At 55.9% G+C, this 20,097-nt stretch carries 14 protein-coding genes; 7 read left to right on the top strand and 7 right to left on the bottom strand.

Going from position 1 to position 20,097, the window contains the following annotated elements:
- The first annotated feature begins 182 nt into the window (after positions 1-182).
- Genes FYZ48_RS12410 through FYZ48_RS12395 form a run of 4 tightly spaced genes read left to right on the top strand, consistent with a single transcriptional unit; the run spans position 183 to position 5,063 of the window.
- The gene (locus FYZ48_RS12410) at positions 183-1,232 is read left to right on the top strand and encodes a rod shape-determining protein (RefSeq protein ID WP_145036340.1); all 1,050 of its coding nucleotides are present in this window, start codon (positions 183-185) and stop codon (positions 1,230-1,232) included.
- An 18-nt stretch (positions 1,233-1,250) separates the two neighbouring features.
- The gene (locus FYZ48_RS12405) at positions 1,251-2,216 is read left to right on the top strand and encodes a rod shape-determining protein MreC (protein ID WP_149340828.1); all 966 of its coding nucleotides are present in this window, start codon (positions 1,251-1,253) and stop codon (positions 2,214-2,216) included.
- Positions 2,217-2,230: 14 nt separating this feature from the next.
- Positions 2,231-2,770: a hypothetical protein gene (locus FYZ48_RS12400; RefSeq protein WP_149340826.1), complete on the top strand. Its 540-nt coding sequence runs from the start codon at positions 2,231-2,233 to the stop codon at positions 2,768-2,770.
- 40 nt (positions 2,771-2,810) lie between these two features.
- On the top strand, positions 2,811-5,063 hold the full coding sequence (locus FYZ48_RS12395) for a peptidoglycan D,D-transpeptidase FtsI family protein (protein WP_149340824.1): 2,253 nt from the start codon (positions 2,811-2,813) through the stop codon (positions 5,061-5,063).
- 12 nt (positions 5,064-5,075) lie between these two features.
- On the opposite strand, the gene FYZ48_RS12390 is transcribed toward FYZ48_RS12395, so the two are convergent.
- The 5 genes from FYZ48_RS12390 to FYZ48_RS12370 form a co-directional block, all read right to left on the bottom strand.
- Positions 5,076-6,752: an alkaline phosphatase gene (locus FYZ48_RS12390; protein ID WP_149340822.1), complete on the bottom strand. Its 1,677-nt coding sequence runs from the start codon at positions 6,750-6,752 to the stop codon at positions 5,076-5,078.
- 180 nt (positions 6,753-6,932) lie between these two features.
- Complete coding sequence (locus tag FYZ48_RS12385) at positions 6,933-7,808, bottom strand: STM4011 family radical SAM protein (RefSeq protein ID WP_198422216.1); 876 nt, start codon at positions 7,806-7,808, stop codon at positions 6,933-6,935.
- Entirely contained in the window at positions 7,799-9,118 is a 1,320-nt protein-coding gene (locus FYZ48_RS12380; RefSeq protein ID WP_149340820.1) for an STM4012 family radical SAM protein, read from the bottom strand. Before FYZ48_RS12380 ends, FYZ48_RS12385 begins: the two co-directional genes overlap by 10 nt.
- Positions 9,115-9,930 (bottom strand): STM4013/SEN3800 family hydrolase, encoded by an 816-nt coding sequence (locus tag FYZ48_RS12375; RefSeq protein WP_149341124.1) that lies wholly within the window; start codon positions 9,928-9,930, stop codon positions 9,115-9,117. Before FYZ48_RS12375 ends, FYZ48_RS12380 begins: the two co-directional genes overlap by 4 nt.
- Positions 9,927-10,598: an HAD family hydrolase gene (locus FYZ48_RS12370; RefSeq protein WP_149340817.1), complete on the bottom strand. Its 672-nt coding sequence runs from the start codon at positions 10,596-10,598 to the stop codon at positions 9,927-9,929. Before FYZ48_RS12370 ends, FYZ48_RS12375 begins: the two co-directional genes overlap by 4 nt.
- 179 nt (positions 10,599-10,777) lie before the next feature.
- On the opposite strand from FYZ48_RS12370, the gene FYZ48_RS12365 reads away from it, so the two are divergent.
- From FYZ48_RS12365 to glnA, 3 genes are all read left to right on the top strand, one after another.
- Positions 10,778-11,716 carry an STM4015 family protein gene (locus FYZ48_RS12365; protein ID WP_149340815.1) on the top strand — a complete coding sequence of 313 codons (939 nt, stop codon included), beginning with the start codon at positions 10,778-10,780 and terminating at the stop codon, positions 11,714-11,716.
- 19 nt (positions 11,717-11,735) lie between these two features.
- A complete protein-coding gene (locus tag FYZ48_RS12360) occupies positions 11,736-12,896 on the top strand; it encodes an STM4014 family protein (protein WP_149340813.1) in 1,161 nt (386 codons plus the stop codon).
- A gap of 154 nt (positions 12,897-13,050) precedes the next feature.
- Entirely contained in the window at positions 13,051-14,463 is a 1,413-nt protein-coding gene (gene glnA / locus FYZ48_RS12355) for a type I glutamate--ammonia ligase (protein WP_145180613.1), read from the top strand.
- Between the two features lie 26 nt (positions 14,464-14,489).
- Here glnA and FYZ48_RS12350 read toward each other — a convergent pair whose 3' ends face one another.
- Positions 14,490-16,877, bottom strand: coding sequence for a right-handed parallel beta-helix repeat-containing protein (locus tag FYZ48_RS12350; RefSeq protein WP_149340810.1), 2,388 nt, complete (start codon positions 16,875-16,877; stop codon positions 14,490-14,492).
- Positions 16,878-17,127: 250 nt separating this feature from the next.
- Positions 17,128-19,941 carry a beta strand repeat-containing protein gene (locus FYZ48_RS12345; RefSeq protein WP_187781995.1) on the bottom strand — a complete coding sequence of 938 codons (2,814 nt, stop codon included), beginning with the start codon at positions 19,939-19,941 and terminating at the stop codon, positions 17,128-17,130.
- Positions 19,942-20,097 lie beyond the last annotated feature (156 nt).

Below are 20,097 nucleotides of genomic sequence, written 5' to 3'. Positions count from 1 at the left end.
TTTTAAAGGCGATGTATTAGTTTCAAAACTGCATCTTGCAGAAACTCACCATCTCGAATACATTTTCCCAATCTTAACAGGATGTTATGTGAATCACAGGCGTCTCGTCGGTTGATCGATGAGATTGTCGACTGTTTCTTATCCACTCAGTTCTTCTTTTTCCATGAAGCGGTAGTGCAAGGATGCTGCACCGTTTACGTCAATGGCTCTGTCCTGATTTGGCGATCGATCTGGGAACGGCGAATACACTCGTCGCGATCCAGGGCGAGGGGATTGCGCTGGACGAACCCTCGGTAGTGGCGTTGCATAAAGGCAGCCGCAAGATTCTGGGCAAAGGAACCGCCGTCGGAAAGCTGGCCAAGCAGATGCTGGGGCGCACGCCGGACAGCATCATCGCCGTACGACCTCTGAAGGAAGGTGTGATCACCGACTTCGAACTCTGCGAGTCGATGCTGCGGTATTTCATTCTCAAGGCCCGTCATCATTCGCGTGGTTTGCGACCGCGGGTTGTGATTGCGGTGCCGGGCAGTATCACGCCGGTCGAAAGGCGAGCCGTGTTCAACAGTGCCGAACGAGCAGGCGCCGGACGAGTCTACCTGATTGAAGAATCCAAGGCGGCGGGCATTGGTGCCGGGCTGCCGATTTCTGAACCGATGGCGAGTATGGTTTGTGACATCGGTGGCGGGACGAGCGAAGTGGCCATCATGAGTCTGGGCGATACAGTGGTCAGCAATTCGGTGCGGATTGGCGGCGACAAGTGTGATGAAGCGATCGTGGAATACATGAAGCAGCATTTCTCGTTGCGGATTGGCGTGCAGACCGCAGAGGATCTGAAGCTGGAACTGGGCAGTGCTTATCCACTGGAGCAGGAATTGACCGGTGAGGTCAAGGGCCTGGATACGATCAGCAGTATTCCGCGGAAAGCGATTGTGACCAGCGAAGAATTACGCGATGCGTTGCATGGTCCGCTGGAATCGATTCTGAACTGTTGTAAACAGACCATCGAACAGTGCAAGCCGGAACTGGTGGCGGATCTCGCGGATAACGGCATGGTCCTCACGGGTGGTGGTGCTCTGCTGCGGGGGCTGGAATATTACATGAGCGAACAGCTGGGGATTCCGGTGCGGGTGGATGAGGATCCACTGCGGACCGTGGCCCGCGGAACGGCGATCTGCCTGGAACATCTGAGCCAGTGGCGGCATGCCTTTGATAATGGCGAAGGTGACTTTTAAAAGGACGAGCCCGGATCGATGAAACGCGAATCCCGATCAGCAGAGATCAAGCTGGTACTCCTGGCGGTGACCATCGGGGTCGGTCTGTACGTTGTTCCGCAGGAGTACTCCAGCCGACTGTCGAATTTGGTTCGGGATGCGGTGCGTCCTGGATTATCGCTGGTACAGACCTTGAAGAAACGGGATGTCCCGGAAGTCAAAACGAATGTGCCTGACGGTCGAGTGGAACAACTGGAATGCGAACTCGCGGCAGTGGAAGAAGAGAACCGTCGACTCGCGCTGGAACGGCTACGACTGGCTGACGAACTTGCCCAGCTCAGGCGTACGGGAGCGCCCGATTACGACACCCATCAGAGTGACCGTTTGCTGGTTCCCGATCTGATTGAAGCCAACGTTCTGGGAGAAGCCTCGATTGCGCTCTTGAGAGAAGGACGGTTGTTGAATCAGGGCGGTGCGCAGGGCGTATTTGAATCTTCGTTTGTGCTGCAGTCGGATCTGCCTGTGATCGATCAGGGAACGGCGCAGGGTGTGAAAGCAGGCTACTCGCTTTATGTGGGACAGGCGGTGATTGGTAAGATCAGCGAAGTCGGCAAGTGGACGAGTACGCTGATTCCGATTACGTCGGTTAACTATCGTGGCTCGGCCCGGATTGCCCGTAAGACCGAACAGGGGCTGCAACTGGGAACGGATGGAATTCTGGTGGGACGCGGTGAAGGAAAATGCGAACTGTTACAGATCCCCCCGACCGAATCGATCCAGGTGGGACAGGAAGTCTACACGGGGGAAGTCGATCGTGAACTTCCCCTGAGCATGCAGTCGACGCTGGGGCAGCCGATGTATTACGGGCGGGTGATCGAAGCCGAGCTTCCCCGTGGGGCACCGTACTGGAAGATCGTTGTGGAACCGGCGGTGAAGCTGTCTGAAGTGCGCCAGGTGAGTGTGCTGCGACAGATTATCAATCCGCGACGGCTGTTGGCGAACTGAGAAAGGAATCGACGTTGAAATTCTTCAGCTTACTGCTGCTCTGTTATCTGGCGGTGATTGCCCAGGTCGGGCTGGCGTCCGAAATGATTGTGGCGGGCAGCCGTCCCAATCTGCCGCTGGTCGTGCTCTGCCTGGCACTGTTCTGGTTACGAGATGCGCAGGTGTTCGTCTGGGCGATTCTGGTCGGCATCATCTGTGAAACCTTTGATGATGCTCACCCGGGAACGGGTGTGCTGGTGGTGACCGCGCTCTGCTGGTTCGTCTATCGTATTCAGGTGCAGTTCGAACTGCGTTCGCTTGTGAGTCGTGCGTCAGTCTTCACCACGATGGCGCTGGCCTTTGATGTGCTGTTTCAGATTGTGAACCAGGGGAGCTTGCCTGCTGTGGAGACGTTGACGAGTCTGCTGCCTGTCTCTGCAGGAAATGCGCTCTATTCGTCGGCGGTGGGACTGTCTGTTTTACTACTGTGCAAGATCGGGAAGGCACTGCTGCCTGTCTCCGGTGGTTCCTCGCTTGCGGGAACACGTGCTTACACCTCTCGTTATTCTCATTGATGAGTGTCCCTGACAGGGGACTTGAGGAACTGAATTTCTAATGCGAAACCGTCTCGGCAATGATCATATGACACTGGAAAACGAGGCCGCGGGCCAGTCGTTTCAGGTAGATCGTCTGCCCGGCGTTCGTGTGTTTCTGCTGGGTTTGATTCTGGTGGTCCCCCTGCTGGCGGTCAGTGGACGGTTACTCTTCATTCAGATGATGAATGCGGAACACTTTTATTCACAGTTCGGGAAAACGACGGAATCATTCGAAAGCATACCAAGCCGTGACGGGCGGATCGTTTCCATTGATGGTCGCGTGCTGGCACTGGATGTCGAACGCTTTGACCTGCAGGCCCATTACCGCTGGCTGGAAGAACCGCCGAATCCGAGGTGGCTCAAACAGCAGGCGTTGACGCTGCTCGAACCGGTGGAACGCCGCAATCGGGAGAAGGTTGAGGCGGCCCAGGAGAAAGTGCTGGCGCGACGACAGCAGTTATGGGACGAACTGGCACAGGTGATGAAGACCAGCCCTGAGGAACTGCAGACCTCATGCAGGGACGTACAACAACGCGTTGAGACGATTATCGAAAGTGTGAATGAGCGTGCCGCTCAAAAAGAAGGGGTGAGTTCGTCCGACGATTCTGATGTGGAAACGCAGGCCAATGCAGAACAGGATCAGCTGCAGAAATTCTGGACCTTGTTCAAAGATGCCTTAACGCGGCCCCCGCGTCGTCCACGGCGTGAGCGGATTGTGGTGCGGGAAGAGCTGGATTATCACACGCTGGCTTCCGGGATTCCCCGGGAGATTGCCCTGGCCATCTCGGCACATCCGGAGCGGTTTCCGGGCATTCACATCCAGGTGGCGACGTTGCGGGAATATCCGCAGAAAACGCTGGCACCCCACGAAATTGGGATTCGTCATCGGATTGATGAGAAGACATTGAAGGCTCGGCAGCAGCGGTTTCCTGAGGGAGATCCACTGGATTACAAGGAAGGGGACCGGATCGGCAAGATGGGGGTCGAGCGAACCTACGACCGATACCTGCGCGGCCTGCGAGGCTTGAAAAAAGTGGTTCGGAACCGGCAGGGGGAGATTATCCGTACCGAGATTATCCGCGAGCCGAAGTCGGGCGATGACGTAGTGCTGACTTTGAACACGGGTCTGCAGGACCAGGTGCAGGACCTGCTGGATGAATCACTGCAGGAACTGCGCGTGGGGACCGAGGAGCAACCTGCGGAGCAGACCGACCCCGCGGCCGGTGGTTGTATTGTCGTACTTGATGTTCGCACCGGGGCGATCGTGGCGACGGCTTCCGCGCCGCGCTACGATCTGAATCTGCTGCTGCATCCGACCCCGGAAGAGTGGCAGGCCGTATTGAATGATCCACGACGTCCGTTGTTTCCCCGGGCGACACAGATGATGTTGCCCCCGGGTTCGACATTCAAGGCGCTGACTTCGATTGCCCTCATGGAAAGCGGTAAGGTGGACCCTGATGAACCGTTTATCTGCCGCGGTTATCTGGATCGGCCCGATCGTCATCGCGACTATATCTACCGGCACTTTGGTGTGGGGCATAATGAATTGACTTTGACGCGGGCGCTGCGGGAATCGTGTAACGTCTATTTCTTCCAGGCGGCCCGAACGATGGGACCGGAGGCGATTCATCACTGGGCCGATCAACTGGGGTTCGGCAAACCGACGGGGATCGACATCCCGGGAGAGCGGGGCGGTCATTTGCCTGATCCCACCCCGCCTAAGTCTGAGAAGAAATCGCCCTGGTATCCCGGGGACACACTGGGCATGGCCATTGGTCAGTCGCGGCTGACGGTGACACCCCTGCAGATTGCGCGGCTGATGGCGGTGGTGGCCAATGACGGTGAAATGGTCGTGCCTCATTTAGCGCATAGTGTGGTGCCTTCCGCGGAATCATCCACGACGACGCGGCAGATGATTTCGTATCCGCGGCGATACGTGAGTGGCATTCATCCCGGCACGCTGGAACGGGTGCGGGAAGGTTTGATTGAGGTGGTCGCGCATCCACGGGGGACAGGTTATAAAACGGTGCGTCTCAAGGAAGTTACGATTGCCGGTAAAACGGGGACCGCGGAAAACGGAGGCGGCAAGAACGACCATGCGTGGTTTGCGGGGTTTGTGCCCGCACAGCGACCGAAGTACGCATTTGCCGTGGTGATCGAGCATGGCGGTTCGGGGAGTCGTGTGGCTGGGCCGGTGGCGCAGAAGCTGGTGCGAGCGATGCTCGATACCAGCGTGCTGCAGCCAACACAACCGAAGTTGCAGGCGAACTGAAGTCAGCCTGCGTTACTTCTGTTTTTTCGCACTGGGAGGAATCAGGGCCTCGGGCTGATCGATGTGCAGGTAGTGCCCATGATCGGCGGTGAGGATTACGACGGTGTCCTTCCAGTTGCTGTTCTTTTCGACCCAGTCGGTGATGACTTTGAAGGCGGCTTCCCCACTTTTGACAGCACCGATGGAGTTGTCGAGGTTGTTATCGTGGTTGGCCCAGTCGACATCGCCGGCTTCGACGAGCAGCCAGAATCCTTTTTTGTTCTGGCTGAGCACATCGAGGGCTGACTCGGTCATATCAGCCAGAGTGGGGTTTTCCTTGATGTCGGCGGCTGAGTATGTTTCGGCACTCGTCTTGCCGGGGGCGGGCTGGTAATCGCCGTCCGCCGTCTGGAAGGGGAGGTGAGCTGCATGAGCTCCGACGCCGTACACACCCAGTAGGCGGGTCTTGTTTTTGATGGCGGCCTGAGTTGCTTTCTGGAGGCCGGCTTTCCCTTCCACGCCGTCTGTTCTGAGAGCGACGGTATATTTTCCACCGTTTTTGACATCGGCCTGTTTGATGGTTTCTTCAGAGATGTACTTCCAGCCGGGGACGAAGTTTTTGCCGTGCGATTTAGCGCCGCTGGCTTTTTCTTTTGTGCCGTGTCCACCGCCGAGAACGACATCGAGTCCGGGCAGCGATTCTTCCGGATGTGAGATCGAGGTCTGTCCTACGAGGTCGCGGGCCAGGTCCTGGTAATCGTTGCGGCTGACGTTGTGTGCGTAGGCGGCAGCGGGAGTGGCGTGCGTAATGGGAACACTGGTGACGACACCGACAGAATAGCCGTCCTGCTGTGCCTGGTGGGCGATGGTCATCACCGGGGCTCCGGTGGGATCCACGTTGATGGCATTGTTGTAGGACTTGATTCCCGCGGTCATCGAAGTGGCGGTGTTTGCCGAGTCCGGATAGGCGTGCTCTCCGTAATTGTTGCTGGGACTGCTGATCAGATATTTGATGTCGTTGCCGGGAGTCCAGGGGTTAGGACCCCCTTTTTCCGCATTATAGCCCCCTCGGATTTTACCACCCGGATTAAGCACGGTCTGCTTATCGACATCCACGTTGGTGGCGGCATTATGAGGAGCAGTCACCATGTAGCCGAACTGCGAGGTGCCTGCAGCAGGGTAGTCCTGGAAGAGGAGACCAGTGCCGCGTCCACCTTTGTATTTGTCACCCTTGGAGTAATACAGGGCAGCGGCCTTGGTCGTCTGCCAGTCCATGCCGTCAAAGACGAAGAGAATGATGTTCTTCTTACCGGCTTTCAGAGCTGCTTCTTGGATATTGTAGAGGTTGGTCTGGTCCAGGTAGTCTGCCTTGGGGTTTACAGTGTTGGCAGGCGAGTATCCATAAATGGCTTCCAGCTTTTTCGAATCGCGATAGGGGCTGTTCACACCGGTGTAAGAATTGAGATCAATGCCCTGGCCGGCGTCTTTGGTGCCGAAGGTGTAGACGGGAATCAGCCGCAGCGAATGGTTGGACCATTGGATATATTTTTCGGGTTCGAGCCCCCAGTGTGCAACGGGGCTTTTCTTATTACGAATGGCTTCGGTCTGGAGCTTGCGAATATGATCTGCCTCCGGTTTTTTGGCGGAGACGGGTAAACAGATTGCAAGTAAAGTCAGCGCGAACAGGCTGGATACAGCAGCGCGTTTCATAGTTTCCTCAAGTCGTGTTGTAGCGGTTGAAATCGGTCTAAGAAGTATGGGCGGGTAGTACAATATTATAGGGGCAGGCGGTCCGGGTTTGTAAAGCGTGGGACTGTGAAGCGTGTGTGAAGTTTTTAAGATTCACGGCGTACTTCGTTTGGGTAAACGACTTAGGTACTGCGCAGGAAGTTATTTTGCCGGGCGCAGGTGAAATTCCGCGGGGATGCGTTCCAGTATACCGCTCCCAAAGACCGGGTAAAGCTGCAGTTCATCCATGTGTACATAACCGATGTGACAGCCACAGGTCTGGTTTGAACAGGGGCGATCGATGAGTGTGTCTGCAAATCCGGGTTCATAAATGTTTCCCAGTGGCTGTTTGATGAAGTGGCAGCGATAGATGTCGCCGGCCCCGTCAACCGAAATCACACTGGAGCCGCACCGGCAGCTGCGTCCGAGGCTTGCATGATATTGGGTGTTGAGCTGAAACAGCGGGTCGATGGCCGTGAAGCGATCCAGTAACTCGCCGCGATAATCCACGCCGGAACTTTTGGCAGCGTTGACCCAGAGATAGATATTGTCGGGAAGTTCTGCACGCAGCCGTTCGATTTCGGGCAGATCATCGGGGAGCCCGACTGCACCGACGCTGTGTGCGACGCCGAGCTCGGTCAGTCTGCGTGACTGTGAGAGAAAACGGGACCGCGTTGTCTGCGAGGGGTGAAAGGTACACCAGAGTGCGAGCCGGGAGACGTTGGCGTTTTCAATCCATTGCAGATCGTATGAGAGATTGGTCTGGGCAGCGATTTTCTCAATCTGAGGGAGGCGGGTCAGTTCACAGATGGCTGATTGATACCAGCGGCGGGTGAGTGCTTCTCCCCAGGGGGTGAAGAACAGGGAGAGCGAATCTTCGCGGCGGCCTTTGATCCAGTCCACCAGGCGTTCGAGAGCGAGTCGGTCGGTTTTCAGTTCCGCGGCGGTTTCGTGGCGCTTGGCGAAAGGGCAGTAATGACAGTCGTAGTTACAACTGGAGAGAGGACCGCGATAGAGGATGCTGAGTTTCAGTGACATTGAAACGTCTCCATACGCTGCAGGACCTGTTCCGAGTAGAGCCAGGGGCCGATGGTGTCTGATCGTTCGAGACCGGCGGGGGTGAGAATGATCGTATCGGCGGTGATTCGTGCGAGCCCGTGTTCTTCCAGTTCCTGCAGATCGGGGAACTGGTTGAGGACATCTCCGCCGAAGGTCCGCGCGTAGAAGTCGCGGGAGAGGCCAGTCGTCTGCAGAAGCGACATGATCAGAAACCGCCGCTGCTGTTCCTCCCGATCCAGTTCCACTCCATAGTGGGCCGAGGCGAAGGACTCCGGTTCCTGTTCGAGATAATGTGCGATGATGGCCGCCACACCAGTGCGGCCGACCGCGTATTCGCTGGAGTAGTGAATGCGGCTGGTATAGGAGCGGGCACCGCAGCCCAGGCCGATCATGCCATCGGTCTGACAGCAGTACTGTGTGTCGTGAGGCTGGATCGCGTCTGTCCGGCGAAACATGCGGAGAGAGTGTTGCGTGTAGCCCCGCTCGAGCAGGAAGTTCCTGCCGGTGCGGTAGAGTGTCAGGCGATGATCGTCCCACTGCTGCGGTTTGCGTCCCAGGCCGGTGAGCGGGCGGACATAGAGGGGATAGAGATAGAGTTCTTCCGGCTGGAAGGCGAGTGCCTGCTGAAGCGAGTCGCGAAAACTGTCGACCGTCTGTCCGTCGGCACCGTAGATCAGATCGAGGTTCAGTGTGGGAATACCGACATTGCGAACCAGTTCCAGCGCCTCAAGAATTTCACGTCGTTTCTGCGGACGACCGATGCTGAGGGCCTCCTGTTCGTCAAACGACTGGATGCCGAGACTGATACGGTCGATTCCCAGGTCGTGTATCAATGCAACTTTTTCTGCCGTCAATGTCGCGGGGGAAGCTTCAAGGCTGCAGGGGAGTTGTGCCGGGCTGGTATTCAGTTCCTGCTGGAGAATGTCAAATAGTTGGGCGAGTTCATTCGGCTCGAGATATGTGGGAGTGCCGCCCCCGATCGCGAGCTGAGAAAAATGGAAGTCGGGCAGTTGATCGCGAACCTGCCGGGCCTCGATGCGGAGTTGCTGCAGATATTGAGCTGCGAGATCGTCCTGGGGATTCGAGAGGGTAAACAGGTTGCAGAAACCACAGCGGTATTCACAAAAGGGAAGGTGTAAGTAAAGCGATAAATCAGTGCGGTCTTCGGGTTCCCAGATCTGCTGGAGGGGCAGCGGTCGCGCGAACGGGCGATAAGCGGACTTGTGCGGATAGGCGTAGCTGTAGGCGAGGTAGGGCGTTTCCGCGAGCAGTGTCTGCAGATGGCTCATGCCGGACCTCCGGTCTGGGGGAGCAGGCATTCGAGATAGGGGACATCCCAGATCAGCGGATGTGCGAGTCGGTGTCCCTGGTAGCCGTCTTCGCCGAAGGTGGTTCCATGGTCGGAGCAGATGATACAGAGTAGTGGAGCCCGCTGTTGCAGGGCTGTGATGAGGGGGCTGATTTGTGCGTCGGCATAGGCGAGGGCCGCGATCTGGGTGTCAACGGAATCCACAAGTGCACCTTCCTTGAAAATACAACTGGGCTGATGCGTGGCTGAAACGTTGAGGAACAGAAAGAGGCGTTGCTCAGCCGGTAGCTGCTGGAGTCGTTCGAGAGTGAAATCGACCTGGTGCCGGGTGGAGTGTCGGTCGGTCACGCCGAAGGAAGGATACCAGTGGCTTTCCTGGAACAGTCCGGGCAGGGCATTGCCCAGCGGACTCTGTTTGTTGAAGAAGCCGACGCCGCCGATACAGAGCGTGTGGTAACCCTGTGCTGCGAGTCCGGTAACGATGTTGTCTGAAGAAAAGACACAGGTCTCTGGAGCGATGGTTTCACTGCCGGGAAATTCGAGGGCGAACAGTCGCGGATGTTTGCCTGGTGTTACGGGAGTCGGGAGGAACCCGGCGAAAAAGGCCTGGTGAGCGGCATAGGTGAAGTTGCCAGGTGAATGTCTGCGTTCCCAGCCGGTCTCGGGGAGCAGGCGGGCCAGGTTGGGGGTCAGTCCCTGTTGCAGCGCACGGGTTGCGACATCGAAGCGGAGCGAGTCGAGGGTCAGCAACAGGATGTCGTGTGTGCCCAGGCAGGCGCGTGCATCAATCATGGTACCAGACATTGTAGTGAATCGAGTGAAGAAATCTGGCAGTGCGGCTCGGGGAATTCCCCGGGGAATGTGCGGTCCATTTGCATCCAGCAGGTGTGCATACCGATATGCCGGGCGCCGGAGATGTCCTGATGTGGATGATCGCCGACGAACAGGGCCTGCTGGGGAGTGACTCCCAGTGCCGCTAACGCCTGTGTAAAGATGGCTCGATCCGGTTTGGCTGCGCCCGTTTCTTCAGAGATCCAGATGTGACTGATCAGTTGATCGATGCCGGCGGCTTCGATTTTCGCGCGCTGGAGTTCTGCGGAACCGTTGGTAATGACGGCCAGCGCGTAGTGCGGTTGCAATCGTTGCAGGAGTTCCAGGCACAGAGGATCGGGTTCGATCATCCGGGGCAGTTTCTCGCGGAAATCTGACCAGAGTTCAGCTGGAGTCCAGTCAGGAAAACAGGTCGTGGCGGCCCAGTCAAAGAATGCGGCGCGGTCTTCGTAGCCCAGTCGGTCGCGGGCCAGGATGGTTAACAGCGTGAGTTCGAATTCATCCTCGGGCAGGGGCGGGGACGCATCCTGCAGGAGCTGTGTGAAATAGCGACGCACCGCTGTACTGCGATCGAGGAGCGTATTATCGAGGTCAAACAGGATGGCTTTGATATCTGCATTGGGGAGCATGGGATTCCGCGAAGGCCGCCTTTGTGTGTTTGAGAATGATGATCCCTGAGCCCCTCATGCCGAGGTGAAGACCCTGTGAATTTCCAGTTGCAGAGGATTGCATTGTTGAACTGTTCTATTGTATAAGTGTTCGGGAGAAGATGTCAATTCGTCACCAGCAGTACTATGAGGAGCTTTCAATGACCATCGATTCTCATGTGGATGAATTCGGGGGCTTGCCTGTCAGGGAATTCGATCCGGAAACGGGTATTCAGGATGCATCGGGCGTGGCCTATCGACTCACGCTGGGATACGAGCGGGAACAGCAGGGGATGAAATTCTCCGATCTGCTGGAGAAGTATCTGAGTCATCCTCAGATCGGCAAAGTGACTGCACTGGTGATTGGCTGCTGGGATGGTGCCTACGAGGGATCCGGGGCAGAGACCGTCGTCGATCAGCTGCTTGATTCCAGTGATCTGCTGACCGGATTGCGGCACCTGTTTTTCGGTGACATCACATTTGAAGAAAGCGAAATCTCCTGGATCGGCCAGGCCGATCTGTCACCGCTGCTCAGATCGTTTCCCCAGCTGGAGGAGTTACGCATTCGGGGAGCGAACGACCTCAGCCTGGGACGGGTGAATCACGAGCATTTGAAAACACTGGTTATCGAAGCGGGGGGACTGGGAGCGGATGTCGTTCAGGAAGTGACTGCTGCTGTTCTCCCGGAACTGGAACACCTGGAGCTGTGGCTGGGGACGGACGAGTATGGTGGAGATGCCAGCATAGCCGATGTGGAGCCGTTGTTGACCGGTGCCCTGTTTCCCAAACTGAAGTATCTGGGACTGCGGAACAGCATGTTCTCGGATGAGATCGCCAAGGCGATCGCAGCGGCACCGATTCTGAACCAGATCGAGGTAGTCGATCTGTCACTGGGGACCCTGAGCGATGAGGGAGCCCAGGCCCTGCTGGACTGCAATCGGTTGAACCAGTTGAAAAAGCTGGATCTGCATTTTCATTATCTGAGCGATGAGATGTGCAAAAAGTTGAGCGACCTGGAGATCGACGTCGATGTCAGCGATCAGCAGGAACCAGATGAGTACGATGGCGAAATGGAACGTTACTGTGCGGTCTCTGAATAAGGGATTTTGAATCAGTTCGATGTCTTCTCAGTTCGTCATTATTGGTAACCCGGAGAATCGAAGAGTCCACCTGTTTCAACAGGCCCTGGAATCACAGGGGCAACCCGTGGCCCGTGTCGTTTCGTATGAACGACTGCTGCAAGACGTGGATTGTCTCCGGGACATCATTCGACCGGGTGACATTGTGCGGATCGAGTCTCCCGGAGAAAACTTCGCCGTCGAAAAAGGACTGCTGGCCCGAGGCGTGGCTGCGGCCGAAGTGGAAGGAAACCCCTTTCTGTCTCCGCGTCAGATCGAGAGGCTGGAGTATGACCACGGTTTGATTCTGCATCCGCGACAGTGGTACATGGGCTATTGCAGCCTGCTGATTCAAATCGGTAAGTGTCTGTCGGGGATCGAATCCATCAGACTGTTGAATCCTCCAGCTGATATTCGGGAGCTGTTTGATAAACGGGCCTGTCATGCCCGGTGCAGGGAGGCGGGGTGTGCGGTTCCCGAGGCGTTTCCGGAGATTCATACGTTCGATGAACTGCTAACCATCATGCGACAGCGGAATGAGCGACGTGTTTTTCTCAAGCTGGCACATGCCTCTTCCGCTTCGGGCGTGGTGGCGCTGCATCAAAAATCCCGCCGGATCGAAGCGATCACCTCTACGGAGCTGGTGATGCAGGACGGGCAGACGCGCCTTTATAATTCTTTGAAGGTCCGACGGTACACCGATCTGAGAGAAATCCGCACGCTGATCGATGAACTGTGTCGGGAAAGGGTGCATGTGGAGCGGTGGATGCCCAAAGCGGCGCTCAGTCATGGCAGGACGTTTGATTTGCGAGTGGTGGTGATCGCTGGTCAGGCCCGGCACACTGTGGTGCGGGAGAGTCGGGGCCCGCTGACGAATCTGCACCTGGGGAACCGGAGAGGCGATGGTGAGCGGCTGCAGGAGCTTCTCGGTCCCGAGCGATGGCGTGCGTTGATGGAAGTCTGTGAGCAGGCGGCGGGTGTTTATCCGGAGAGTTTCCAGGTGGGCGTTGATTTGCTGCTGACCCCCGGATTTCGTCAGGCCCTGATTTTGGAGCTGAATGCGTTCGGGGATCTGCTGCCCGGGATCCTGTGGGAAGGAGAGGAGACGTATCAGAGCGAGATCAATTCTCTGGTGACGGACTATACGGGTCGTAAGGGTTAAACCTCGCCACGAGTGAGGCGGGTGAGTGTACATGATTTCCCATGTGCCTGATTATTGTGCAAATTTCGGGAATGGTATATGTTTTGCATTATTAAGTTATTCAGTAATCACATAGAATCTTCGATGAATGACTTACTTGAATCAGGATACAACGATGACTCCTCGGGAAGTGCTCGCCCTCTGTCGTGAACGGGAAATTCAGGCCATTGACCTGCGGTTTATGGATTTTCCCGGGACACAAAAACATTTTACGATTCCTGCTAAGATCTTAGTAGAAAAGAGCTTCGAAGACGGTTTCGGCTTTGATGGCTCTTCGATGCGGGGCTGGAAAGCGATTAACGAAAGCGACATGCTGGTTGTTCCGCAGCCGGATACCGCCTTTGTTGATCCCTTCATGCCTAATACGCTGGTGATGACCTGTAACATCCAGGACCCGATCACGCGCGAGGATTATGCCAAAGATCCGCGCAATGTTGCCCGAAAAGCAGAAAGCTACATGCGGTCCACAAAAATCGCGGATGTAGCCAATTTTGGCCCCGAAGCGGAGTTCTTCATCTTCGATGATGTCCGTTTTGACCAGAATGAGCACGAATGCTATTACCATGTGGACAGTATCGAAGGGCAGTGGAACCGGGGTAAAGCGGGCAGTGGTCCGAACGCCGGTTACAAGATTCGACACAAAGAGGGTTACTTCCCGGTACCTCCGGCTGACACATTGCAGGAAGCCCGTACCGAAATGATGCTGGCACTGATGGATTGCGGCGTCGATGTGGAGGCCCAGCACCACGAAGTGGCGACCGGCGGTCAGTGCGAAATTGACATGAAATATGCTCCGCTGCTGAAGACGGCGGACAACCTGCTGCGGTACAAATATATTGTGAAGAACGTGGCGGCCAAGTATGGCAAATCAGCCACATTCATGCCGAAACCGTTGTGGAACGATAACGGCTCGGGTCTGCATCTGCATATGTCACTCTGGAAAGAGGGCAAGCCTTTGTTTGCGGGTTCCCGTTACGGGGGACTCAGCGAACTGGGAATGTACGCGATGGGGGGAATCCTCAAACATGCTCCTGCGTTGTTTGCGTTCTGCTGTCCCACGACGAACAGTTACAAACGTCTGATCTCCGGGTTTGAAGCACCGATCAATCTGACTTACAGTTACCGTAACCGATCTGCGGCAATCCGGATTCCGGTACACAGTCCGCATCCGGAAAACAAGCGGTTTGAATTCCGCTGCCCCGATTCGTCTTCGAACCCGTACCTGGCGATGTCAGCAGTACTGATGGCGATGCTGGACGGGATTCAGAACAAGATCGATCCAGGGCATCCGCTGGAAAAAGACATCTATGATCTGAAACCCGATGAACTGGCCGAACTGCCGGGTGTTCCGGTTTCGCTGGAAGAGTCGTTGCAGGCTTTACGCGACGACCACAAGTTCCTGCTGGTGGGTGATGTCTTCACTGAAGACGTGATCGATACCTGGATCTGGTATAAGACCAGCCACGAAGTGGCCGCTTTGCGTGAGCGTCCTCATCCCTTTGAATTCGCGATGTATTACGACATCTAATCGTGGGTCTGTCGGAAGCGATAATTCTACGGGAAGCAGTCCGCGATATTGATGACATTTCCAGTAGTGATTACAGGGACGTTGTTGTTGTTCGTCGAGAGGTTCGGCAGATCTTCGATTTTGATAACGCCTCCGAAGTTGGTGCTGAATTCAAACAGATGATACGCGGTGTTGTTTAAGATCTCCATACAGAGTTCGGAGCCGGAATCTTCAGAGTAAATCAGCAGGTCTTCGGCGGTATTGGCGCTGTTGGTGAAGTTGTTCTGATTGATGCGCATCCGGGCTGCTGCTCCGGATTTCACGTCGGTCCGCAAGTTGTACTGGTTGGGGCCGAAGGTGTTGTTCGTGAGGAAAATGTCATGGCTGGTGCCCAGACTGATGTCGGCGATGAAGCCATAGGCGAAGACTTCTGAATCATCGGGATCCGAGATCAGGTTCTGGCTGACGTTGGTAGTAGTGGCTCCCGCGGTCTGCAGTTCGAGCCAGATTGCCCTGCCGAGTGTCGCGTGGTCGTTGGTGACGATTTTATTGTCGATGATGTCCGTCGTTGCAGAACCGTTCAGATGACTGACCTGAATGCCGTTAAAGACGCCAGATCCTGTGAGTGGACCGTCGTCATTAAAGATGGTATTGCCTGAGATGGTGGTGTGTGCGGTGCCGGTCGAGTTGCCCTGATACTTGATGCCTCCTGCGAGAGAGAAGTCGAAGCCGGTAATAATATTGTCGCGGATGCGGGTAGTAATATCGCCGGCGTTGGCGGTGATATTGATGCCGTAGTCGGAGCCCTGGACTTCGCTGGTGATCGTGTTGCGATCGATGTCGATCTGGGCGTCGTCATTGACGGAGATGGAAATGGCATCGCCGAAGACGGCCGGGCCTGCGTCGCTGGCCAGACTTCTGAGGGTGTTATCCGCGATGACGATCTGGCCGGAACTGGTGACGATTTCAATCATGTCGTCATCGATGGCCTGCAGCGTGTTGTTGCGGATGAAGATGTCGCGTGCGTTTTTCAGGAAGATACCGTTATTCGCATCGTTGGTGATCGTATTGTGGGTGATTGTGATCTGCTGTGCCCCGTCGGCCCTGATGGAGGGGCTTTCGTCGATTGTGACAATCCGGAAGCCGGAGAGCAGGGTGCGATCATTCATGGTGAAACTGCCGTTGATCTGCGGGAAGAGTCCGGTGTTGGAACCGGGGAGCAGCTGTTGACCAAACTGGGTGTTAATGAACTGGGCGGGGCCTGAGGACATCACCTGTGTACCGGGGGCGAGAGAGAAGTCGCCGGTTTCGGAATTGCCCCGATGATCGAAGACGATCAGCTCACCTGCCTGGGTACGGGGATCGTTAAACGCTTTGGTGAGTGTTTCGTAGGGATCTTCATAAGAGCCATCGCTGTTGCCCCCCGCGGCGACGTGCATGAAGTAGTAGGGATTACCGGTGGCGGGATTACGAATGAGCGTGTTGCTGGCGCTGGCGTGTTTCTGATTATCCACGACGATGGCGCGAAGTCGTTCGGGGCTTTCGCCGAGACGATCGCGGGCGGTGAGGTCCATGCGGGGACCGTTTTTAAGTCCGGTGATGCTGGGCCACTGAAAGGAGACGGAGAAGTTGACGGTGGTATCGAAGACGCGGTCGTTCTGCACGCTGAGGTTGAGGGCGACCTGGTCGTTGATGCGGCTTTCGAGGCGGGACTTCCAGCCCCAGGCCTGTTGACTGCCTTGCGCCTGGAAGTGGTACCAGCCGGCGAAGGCACGGACGTCGGTATTGAAACCGGTGAGAACTCTGCGACCGGCTTCCATGTCGACGCCGGTCATCGCGGCCTGGTAAAAGCGGGTGAGAGTCCCGCCGTAGAGGTAGTGGCCGGAGAAATAGTAGTTGCCTGTACCAGAGAGACTGGAGCCCCACTGCTTCCGCCGAGTGCCTGTGGGGACATACCAGTTGAGGCGGCCTTCCCAGAAATCGCCGATGAGTTCAGCACCGCCTGAGACCTGGCTGAAGTTAGCGTAGCCAGCGTTCCGTGTATCGTAGTAGAGGTAAGCACCGACGGTGTGTTCCCATTCGGGAAGATAGCGGCGGGCACCAAAGCCGACGTTAGAGCCGAGGTTCGTACTGTCGGAGTCGATGAGGAGTCGGGCGTCGAGGAAGAACAGGGAGTTACTGTCTTCACCTTCGAAGAGGGGGAGGAAGCCGTCGAAGGAAGAGAGGCCGCCGATGCGGCCGATGGTATCACCTGCCTGGTAGCGATAGCCGAAATGGGGATGATAGCGGCCGAACCAGCCGGCATCCCCGAAGAGTTCCGCCACATCTGCCTGGACGTTTTCTGACTGCGGCGCAGGAGCAGTCTCCTGTGTGCTTGCCAGTAAGGTTAGTGGTAAGCAGAAGAATGTGAATAATCCCAGCCAGGCCCGCTTCATGGAATCTATCCCGTAGATGCTCTCGTCTAAATCAAAACCATTGAAGTTTTTTTCGACGAGAGGCTACAGGGGCTTCAATCAGGATGCGTCAAACGTATACGCTTTCTGACAGTTGTTCCGGTTGGTTAAGTTGGGGGTAATGGGCTGTGACTGAGCGTTGTGACGCATCAGTGCTGGTGCAATTGTGAATGCCTTTCAGCAGGGAATCAGTGTTGGATTCAGCCTGAGTTTCAGCAGAAATTGCCGAAGCTTAGGGGGCGTTCTGGATGGTTCCCGGTCCGAGCAGGTTGACTGCAGCACCGTTGTTGTTGGCAGACAGATTCGGCAGATCGGTGATGTTGATGGTTCCCCCCAGACCGGCGAAGAAGTCGAGTGCGGTGTCGGTCGTGTTATCCATGACATCCAGGAAGATCTGATCCGGTGAGAAGACGGCGACATCGAGTCCGCGTCCGCCAATCCCGGCGCTGCCGTTGAGAGTATTTTCGTGAATCTGGACATTGGCGGAGGCACCGATTCCGTTGGCCATCAGGATTTCAATTCCATCGTCGAAGATTCCCCCGGACTGGGCAATGTCGTTGTTGTTAATAAAGACATCGTGGTTGGTACCGCGGTCAATGTCCAGGGCGATACCGTCGTTGAACAGGGCAGCGTTGGTATCGTCAGAGATGGTATTCTGCGTGATGTACGAGGTAGTGCTGCCTGTGGTGTCCAGGTTGAGATAGACGCCACTGCCGAAGATATTGACCAGGTCGTCGGAGTCGATCGTGTTTTGGCTGATGGTGGTCGTCGCAGAGCCGTTATTGATACGGACGTCGATGGCATCGCCGAATCCACCCAGGGTGTTGAAAATCTTGTTGTTGGAGATTGTGGTATTCATGACGCCGGTGGTGTTGCCTGTGTAGGAGATGGCATCCCCGAAACCATTGGCGATACTGGTGATCTGGTTGTTACGGATGTTGACCGTAGCGTTACCTGCGTTGGTGGTGACATCAATGCCATTATTGCCGATGGTGAGCAGACTGGTGATGATGTTGTCGTCGATGTTGAGGGTGGTGTCCCCATTGGTGGTGACTTCAATGGCATTGTCAAAGGCGGTGACAATACTGTGGATTTTGTTGTCGCTGATGGTGCCTGTCCCGGAGGCATTGCTGACCGTAATCGCATCTTGACTGGCGTTATTGATCGTATTGTTTGAGAAATTGAAATTCGTAATTCCATTGGCTCGGATTCCGCTACCGGTCGGGGCATTCATGGTCACATTTTGGATCGTCACATTCTGTGAGGCGAAGATGTCGACTCCCGTGCTGCCGCCGTTAAACGTACCACCATTCAATGTTACGGAGCCGTTATGGTTACTGACTTCGAGAGGTCCGTTCACAGAATTAGTACTGTTCAATTCTTCGATTGTGACGTCCGCTGTGCCGCTGGCAATGAAAACATCATAATTGGAATCTGTGATATTCAACTGGCCAAGCTGAACCGAGCCTGCATTTTGCTGAATGTCGACAGAGACTGAACCATTGTTTGTTGTAATCGTGCTGTTTGTGAAAGTGATATCCGCGTCACCGCCGAGAATTCGCAGTCCCTGTCCATTGGTTTTCAAGATCGGAGTGTTGTCTACAGTGATGGTGCCTGTCACCTGATTCAGGTTAATGCCCGCACCTGTCGATGTATTTGTGATTGTGCTGTTGGCAATCCGAATGTTTCCGACGCTGCTGGCAATGATTGAATCTCCAGAGGCGGTCGTAATATCGAAACCGGAGAGGACACTGTTATTACTCATCGTGAAGCTGCCGGTGATGTCCGGGTTGATGCCGGTACCCGAGTCGGGCAGCTGGATCGATCCGAACTGGGAGTTGATAAACTGTGCGGGGCCTTCGGAGAGGACCTGTGTATTGTCAGCCAGGACGAAGTTACCAGTTTCCGAACCATTGCGGTGATCGTAGACGATCAGGTCGCCCGCTTGCGTCCGTGGATCAGCGAAGGCTGCGGCGAGGGTCGCGTAGGGATCTTCGTAGGAACCGTCACTGTTGCCGCCGGTGGCGACGTGCATGAAGTAGTACGGATTCCCTGTGGATGGATTGATAATCAGGCCTCCGTTAGGATCCTGGACTTCCTGGTTGTCGACGACGATGGCGCGAAGCCGTTCGGGGCTTTCACCGAGACGATCCCAGGCTTTGAGATCGGAGCGGGGTCCGTTACGGAGGCCGGTGATGCTGGGCCACTGAATGCCGACGGAAAAGTTGACTGTGGTATCGAAGACGCGGTCATTCTGTACGCTGAGGTTCAACGCGACCATGTCCGAAATGCGGCTTTCCACGCGTGATTTCCAGCCCCAGGCCTGAGGGCTTCCGGAAGCCTGGAAGTGGTACCAGCCCGCGTAGGCGCGGAGGTCCATGTAGTCATTGGTGTAGAATTTGGCACCCGCTTCCATGTCGAGGCCTTTCATCGCGGCCTGGTAGTAACGGGTGAATGTGCCGCCATACAGGTAGTGGCCGATGAACTGGTAGCTCCCACCATTGTTGACGTGTGTAGTGGCGTATTGCTTGCGGGTGGTGCCGGTGGGGACGTACCAGTTGAGGCGGGCGTCCCAGATATCGCCGAGGGTTTCAATACCGCCGGAAACCTGATCGAAGTTGGCATAGCCGGCATCGCGGGTGTCATGGTAGATATAGCCCCCGATGGTCCGTTGATATTCGGGGAGATACTGACGGGCCCCGAGACCCACATTGGAGCCGAGGTTGTGATTGTCGTCACCCAGGAGCAGGCGGGCGTCGATGAACATCAGCCAGTCACTGTCATCACCTTCCAACACGGGGAAGAAAGCATCAAAGGAGGAAAGTCCGCCGATACGACCGATGGTGTCTCCGGCCTGGTAACGGTAACCGACATGCGGGCGATAGCGGCCGAACCAGGCAGAGTCGCCGAACAGTTCGCTGACATCGCCACTGACCTGGCCTCCTTCGAAGCCGGGGTCTACCGGTTCGGGATCGAAGGTATCTGCAGAGAGTGGGCTGGCGGTGGCACACAGGGTCAACAGCAGGGCGAAGCACAGTCGTTTCATGGATTCCATTCCAGAGAGAGTACGGTGGTTATCTGGAATATTCGTCTGTCACTACTTTTAATCTGAACGGTAAAATCCTGCAGACTATCAGAAGTGGACACTGTGTGTTGTACAGATCGGCTCAGTCAAATCTGGTAAAAGATGACGGTTAGCGCG

The organism is Gimesia chilikensis (assembly GCF_008329715.1).
Classification (GTDB): domain Bacteria; phylum Planctomycetota; class Planctomycetia; order Planctomycetales; family Planctomycetaceae; genus Gimesia; species Gimesia chilikensis.
The sequence above is the reverse complement of the archived record's forward strand: the minus strand, read 5'-3'. Positions and strand labels throughout refer to the sequence as shown.

Excerpts from the sequence above, each read along its gene's own strand:
- FYZ48_RS12390 (WP_149340822.1), bottom strand. The coding sequence starts at position 6,752 with ATGAAACGCGCTGCTGTATCCAGCCTGTTCGCGCTGACTTTACTTGCA.
- FYZ48_RS12395 (WP_149340824.1), top strand. The coding sequence starts at position 2,811 with ATGCGAAACCGTCTCGGCAATGATCATATGACACTGGAAAACGAGGCC.
- FYZ48_RS12380 (WP_149340820.1), bottom strand. The coding sequence starts at position 9,118 with ATGAGCCATCTGCAGACACTGCTCGCGGAAACGCCCTACCTCGCCTAC.
- FYZ48_RS12345 (WP_187781995.1), bottom strand. The coding sequence starts at position 19,941 with ATGAAACGACTGTGCTTCGCCCTGCTGTTGACCCTGTGTGCCACCGCC.
- FYZ48_RS12375 (WP_149341124.1), bottom strand. The coding sequence starts at position 9,930 with ATGATTGATGCACGCGCCTGCCTGGGCACACACGACATCCTGTTGCTG.
- glnA (WP_145180613.1), top strand. The coding sequence starts at position 13,051 with ATGACTCCTCGGGAAGTGCTCGCCCTCTGTCGTGAACGGGAAATTCAG.
- FYZ48_RS12370 (WP_149340817.1), bottom strand. The coding sequence starts at position 10,598 with ATGCTCCCCAATGCAGATATCAAAGCCATCCTGTTTGACCTCGATAAT.
- FYZ48_RS12365 (WP_149340815.1), top strand. The coding sequence starts at position 10,778 with ATGACCATCGATTCTCATGTGGATGAATTCGGGGGCTTGCCTGTCAGG.
- FYZ48_RS12410 (WP_145036340.1), top strand. The coding sequence starts at position 183 with ATGCTGCACCGTTTACGTCAATGGCTCTGTCCTGATTTGGCGATCGAT.
- FYZ48_RS12385 (WP_198422216.1), bottom strand. The coding sequence starts at position 7,808 with ATGTCACTGAAACTCAGCATCCTCTATCGCGGTCCTCTCTCCAGTTGT.
- FYZ48_RS12405 (WP_149340828.1), top strand. The coding sequence starts at position 1,251 with ATGAAACGCGAATCCCGATCAGCAGAGATCAAGCTGGTACTCCTGGCG.
- FYZ48_RS12360 (WP_149340813.1), top strand. The coding sequence starts at position 11,736 with ATGTCTTCTCAGTTCGTCATTATTGGTAACCCGGAGAATCGAAGAGTC.
- FYZ48_RS12350 (WP_149340810.1), bottom strand. The coding sequence starts at position 16,877 with ATGAAGCGGGCCTGGCTGGGATTATTCACATTCTTCTGCTTACCACTA.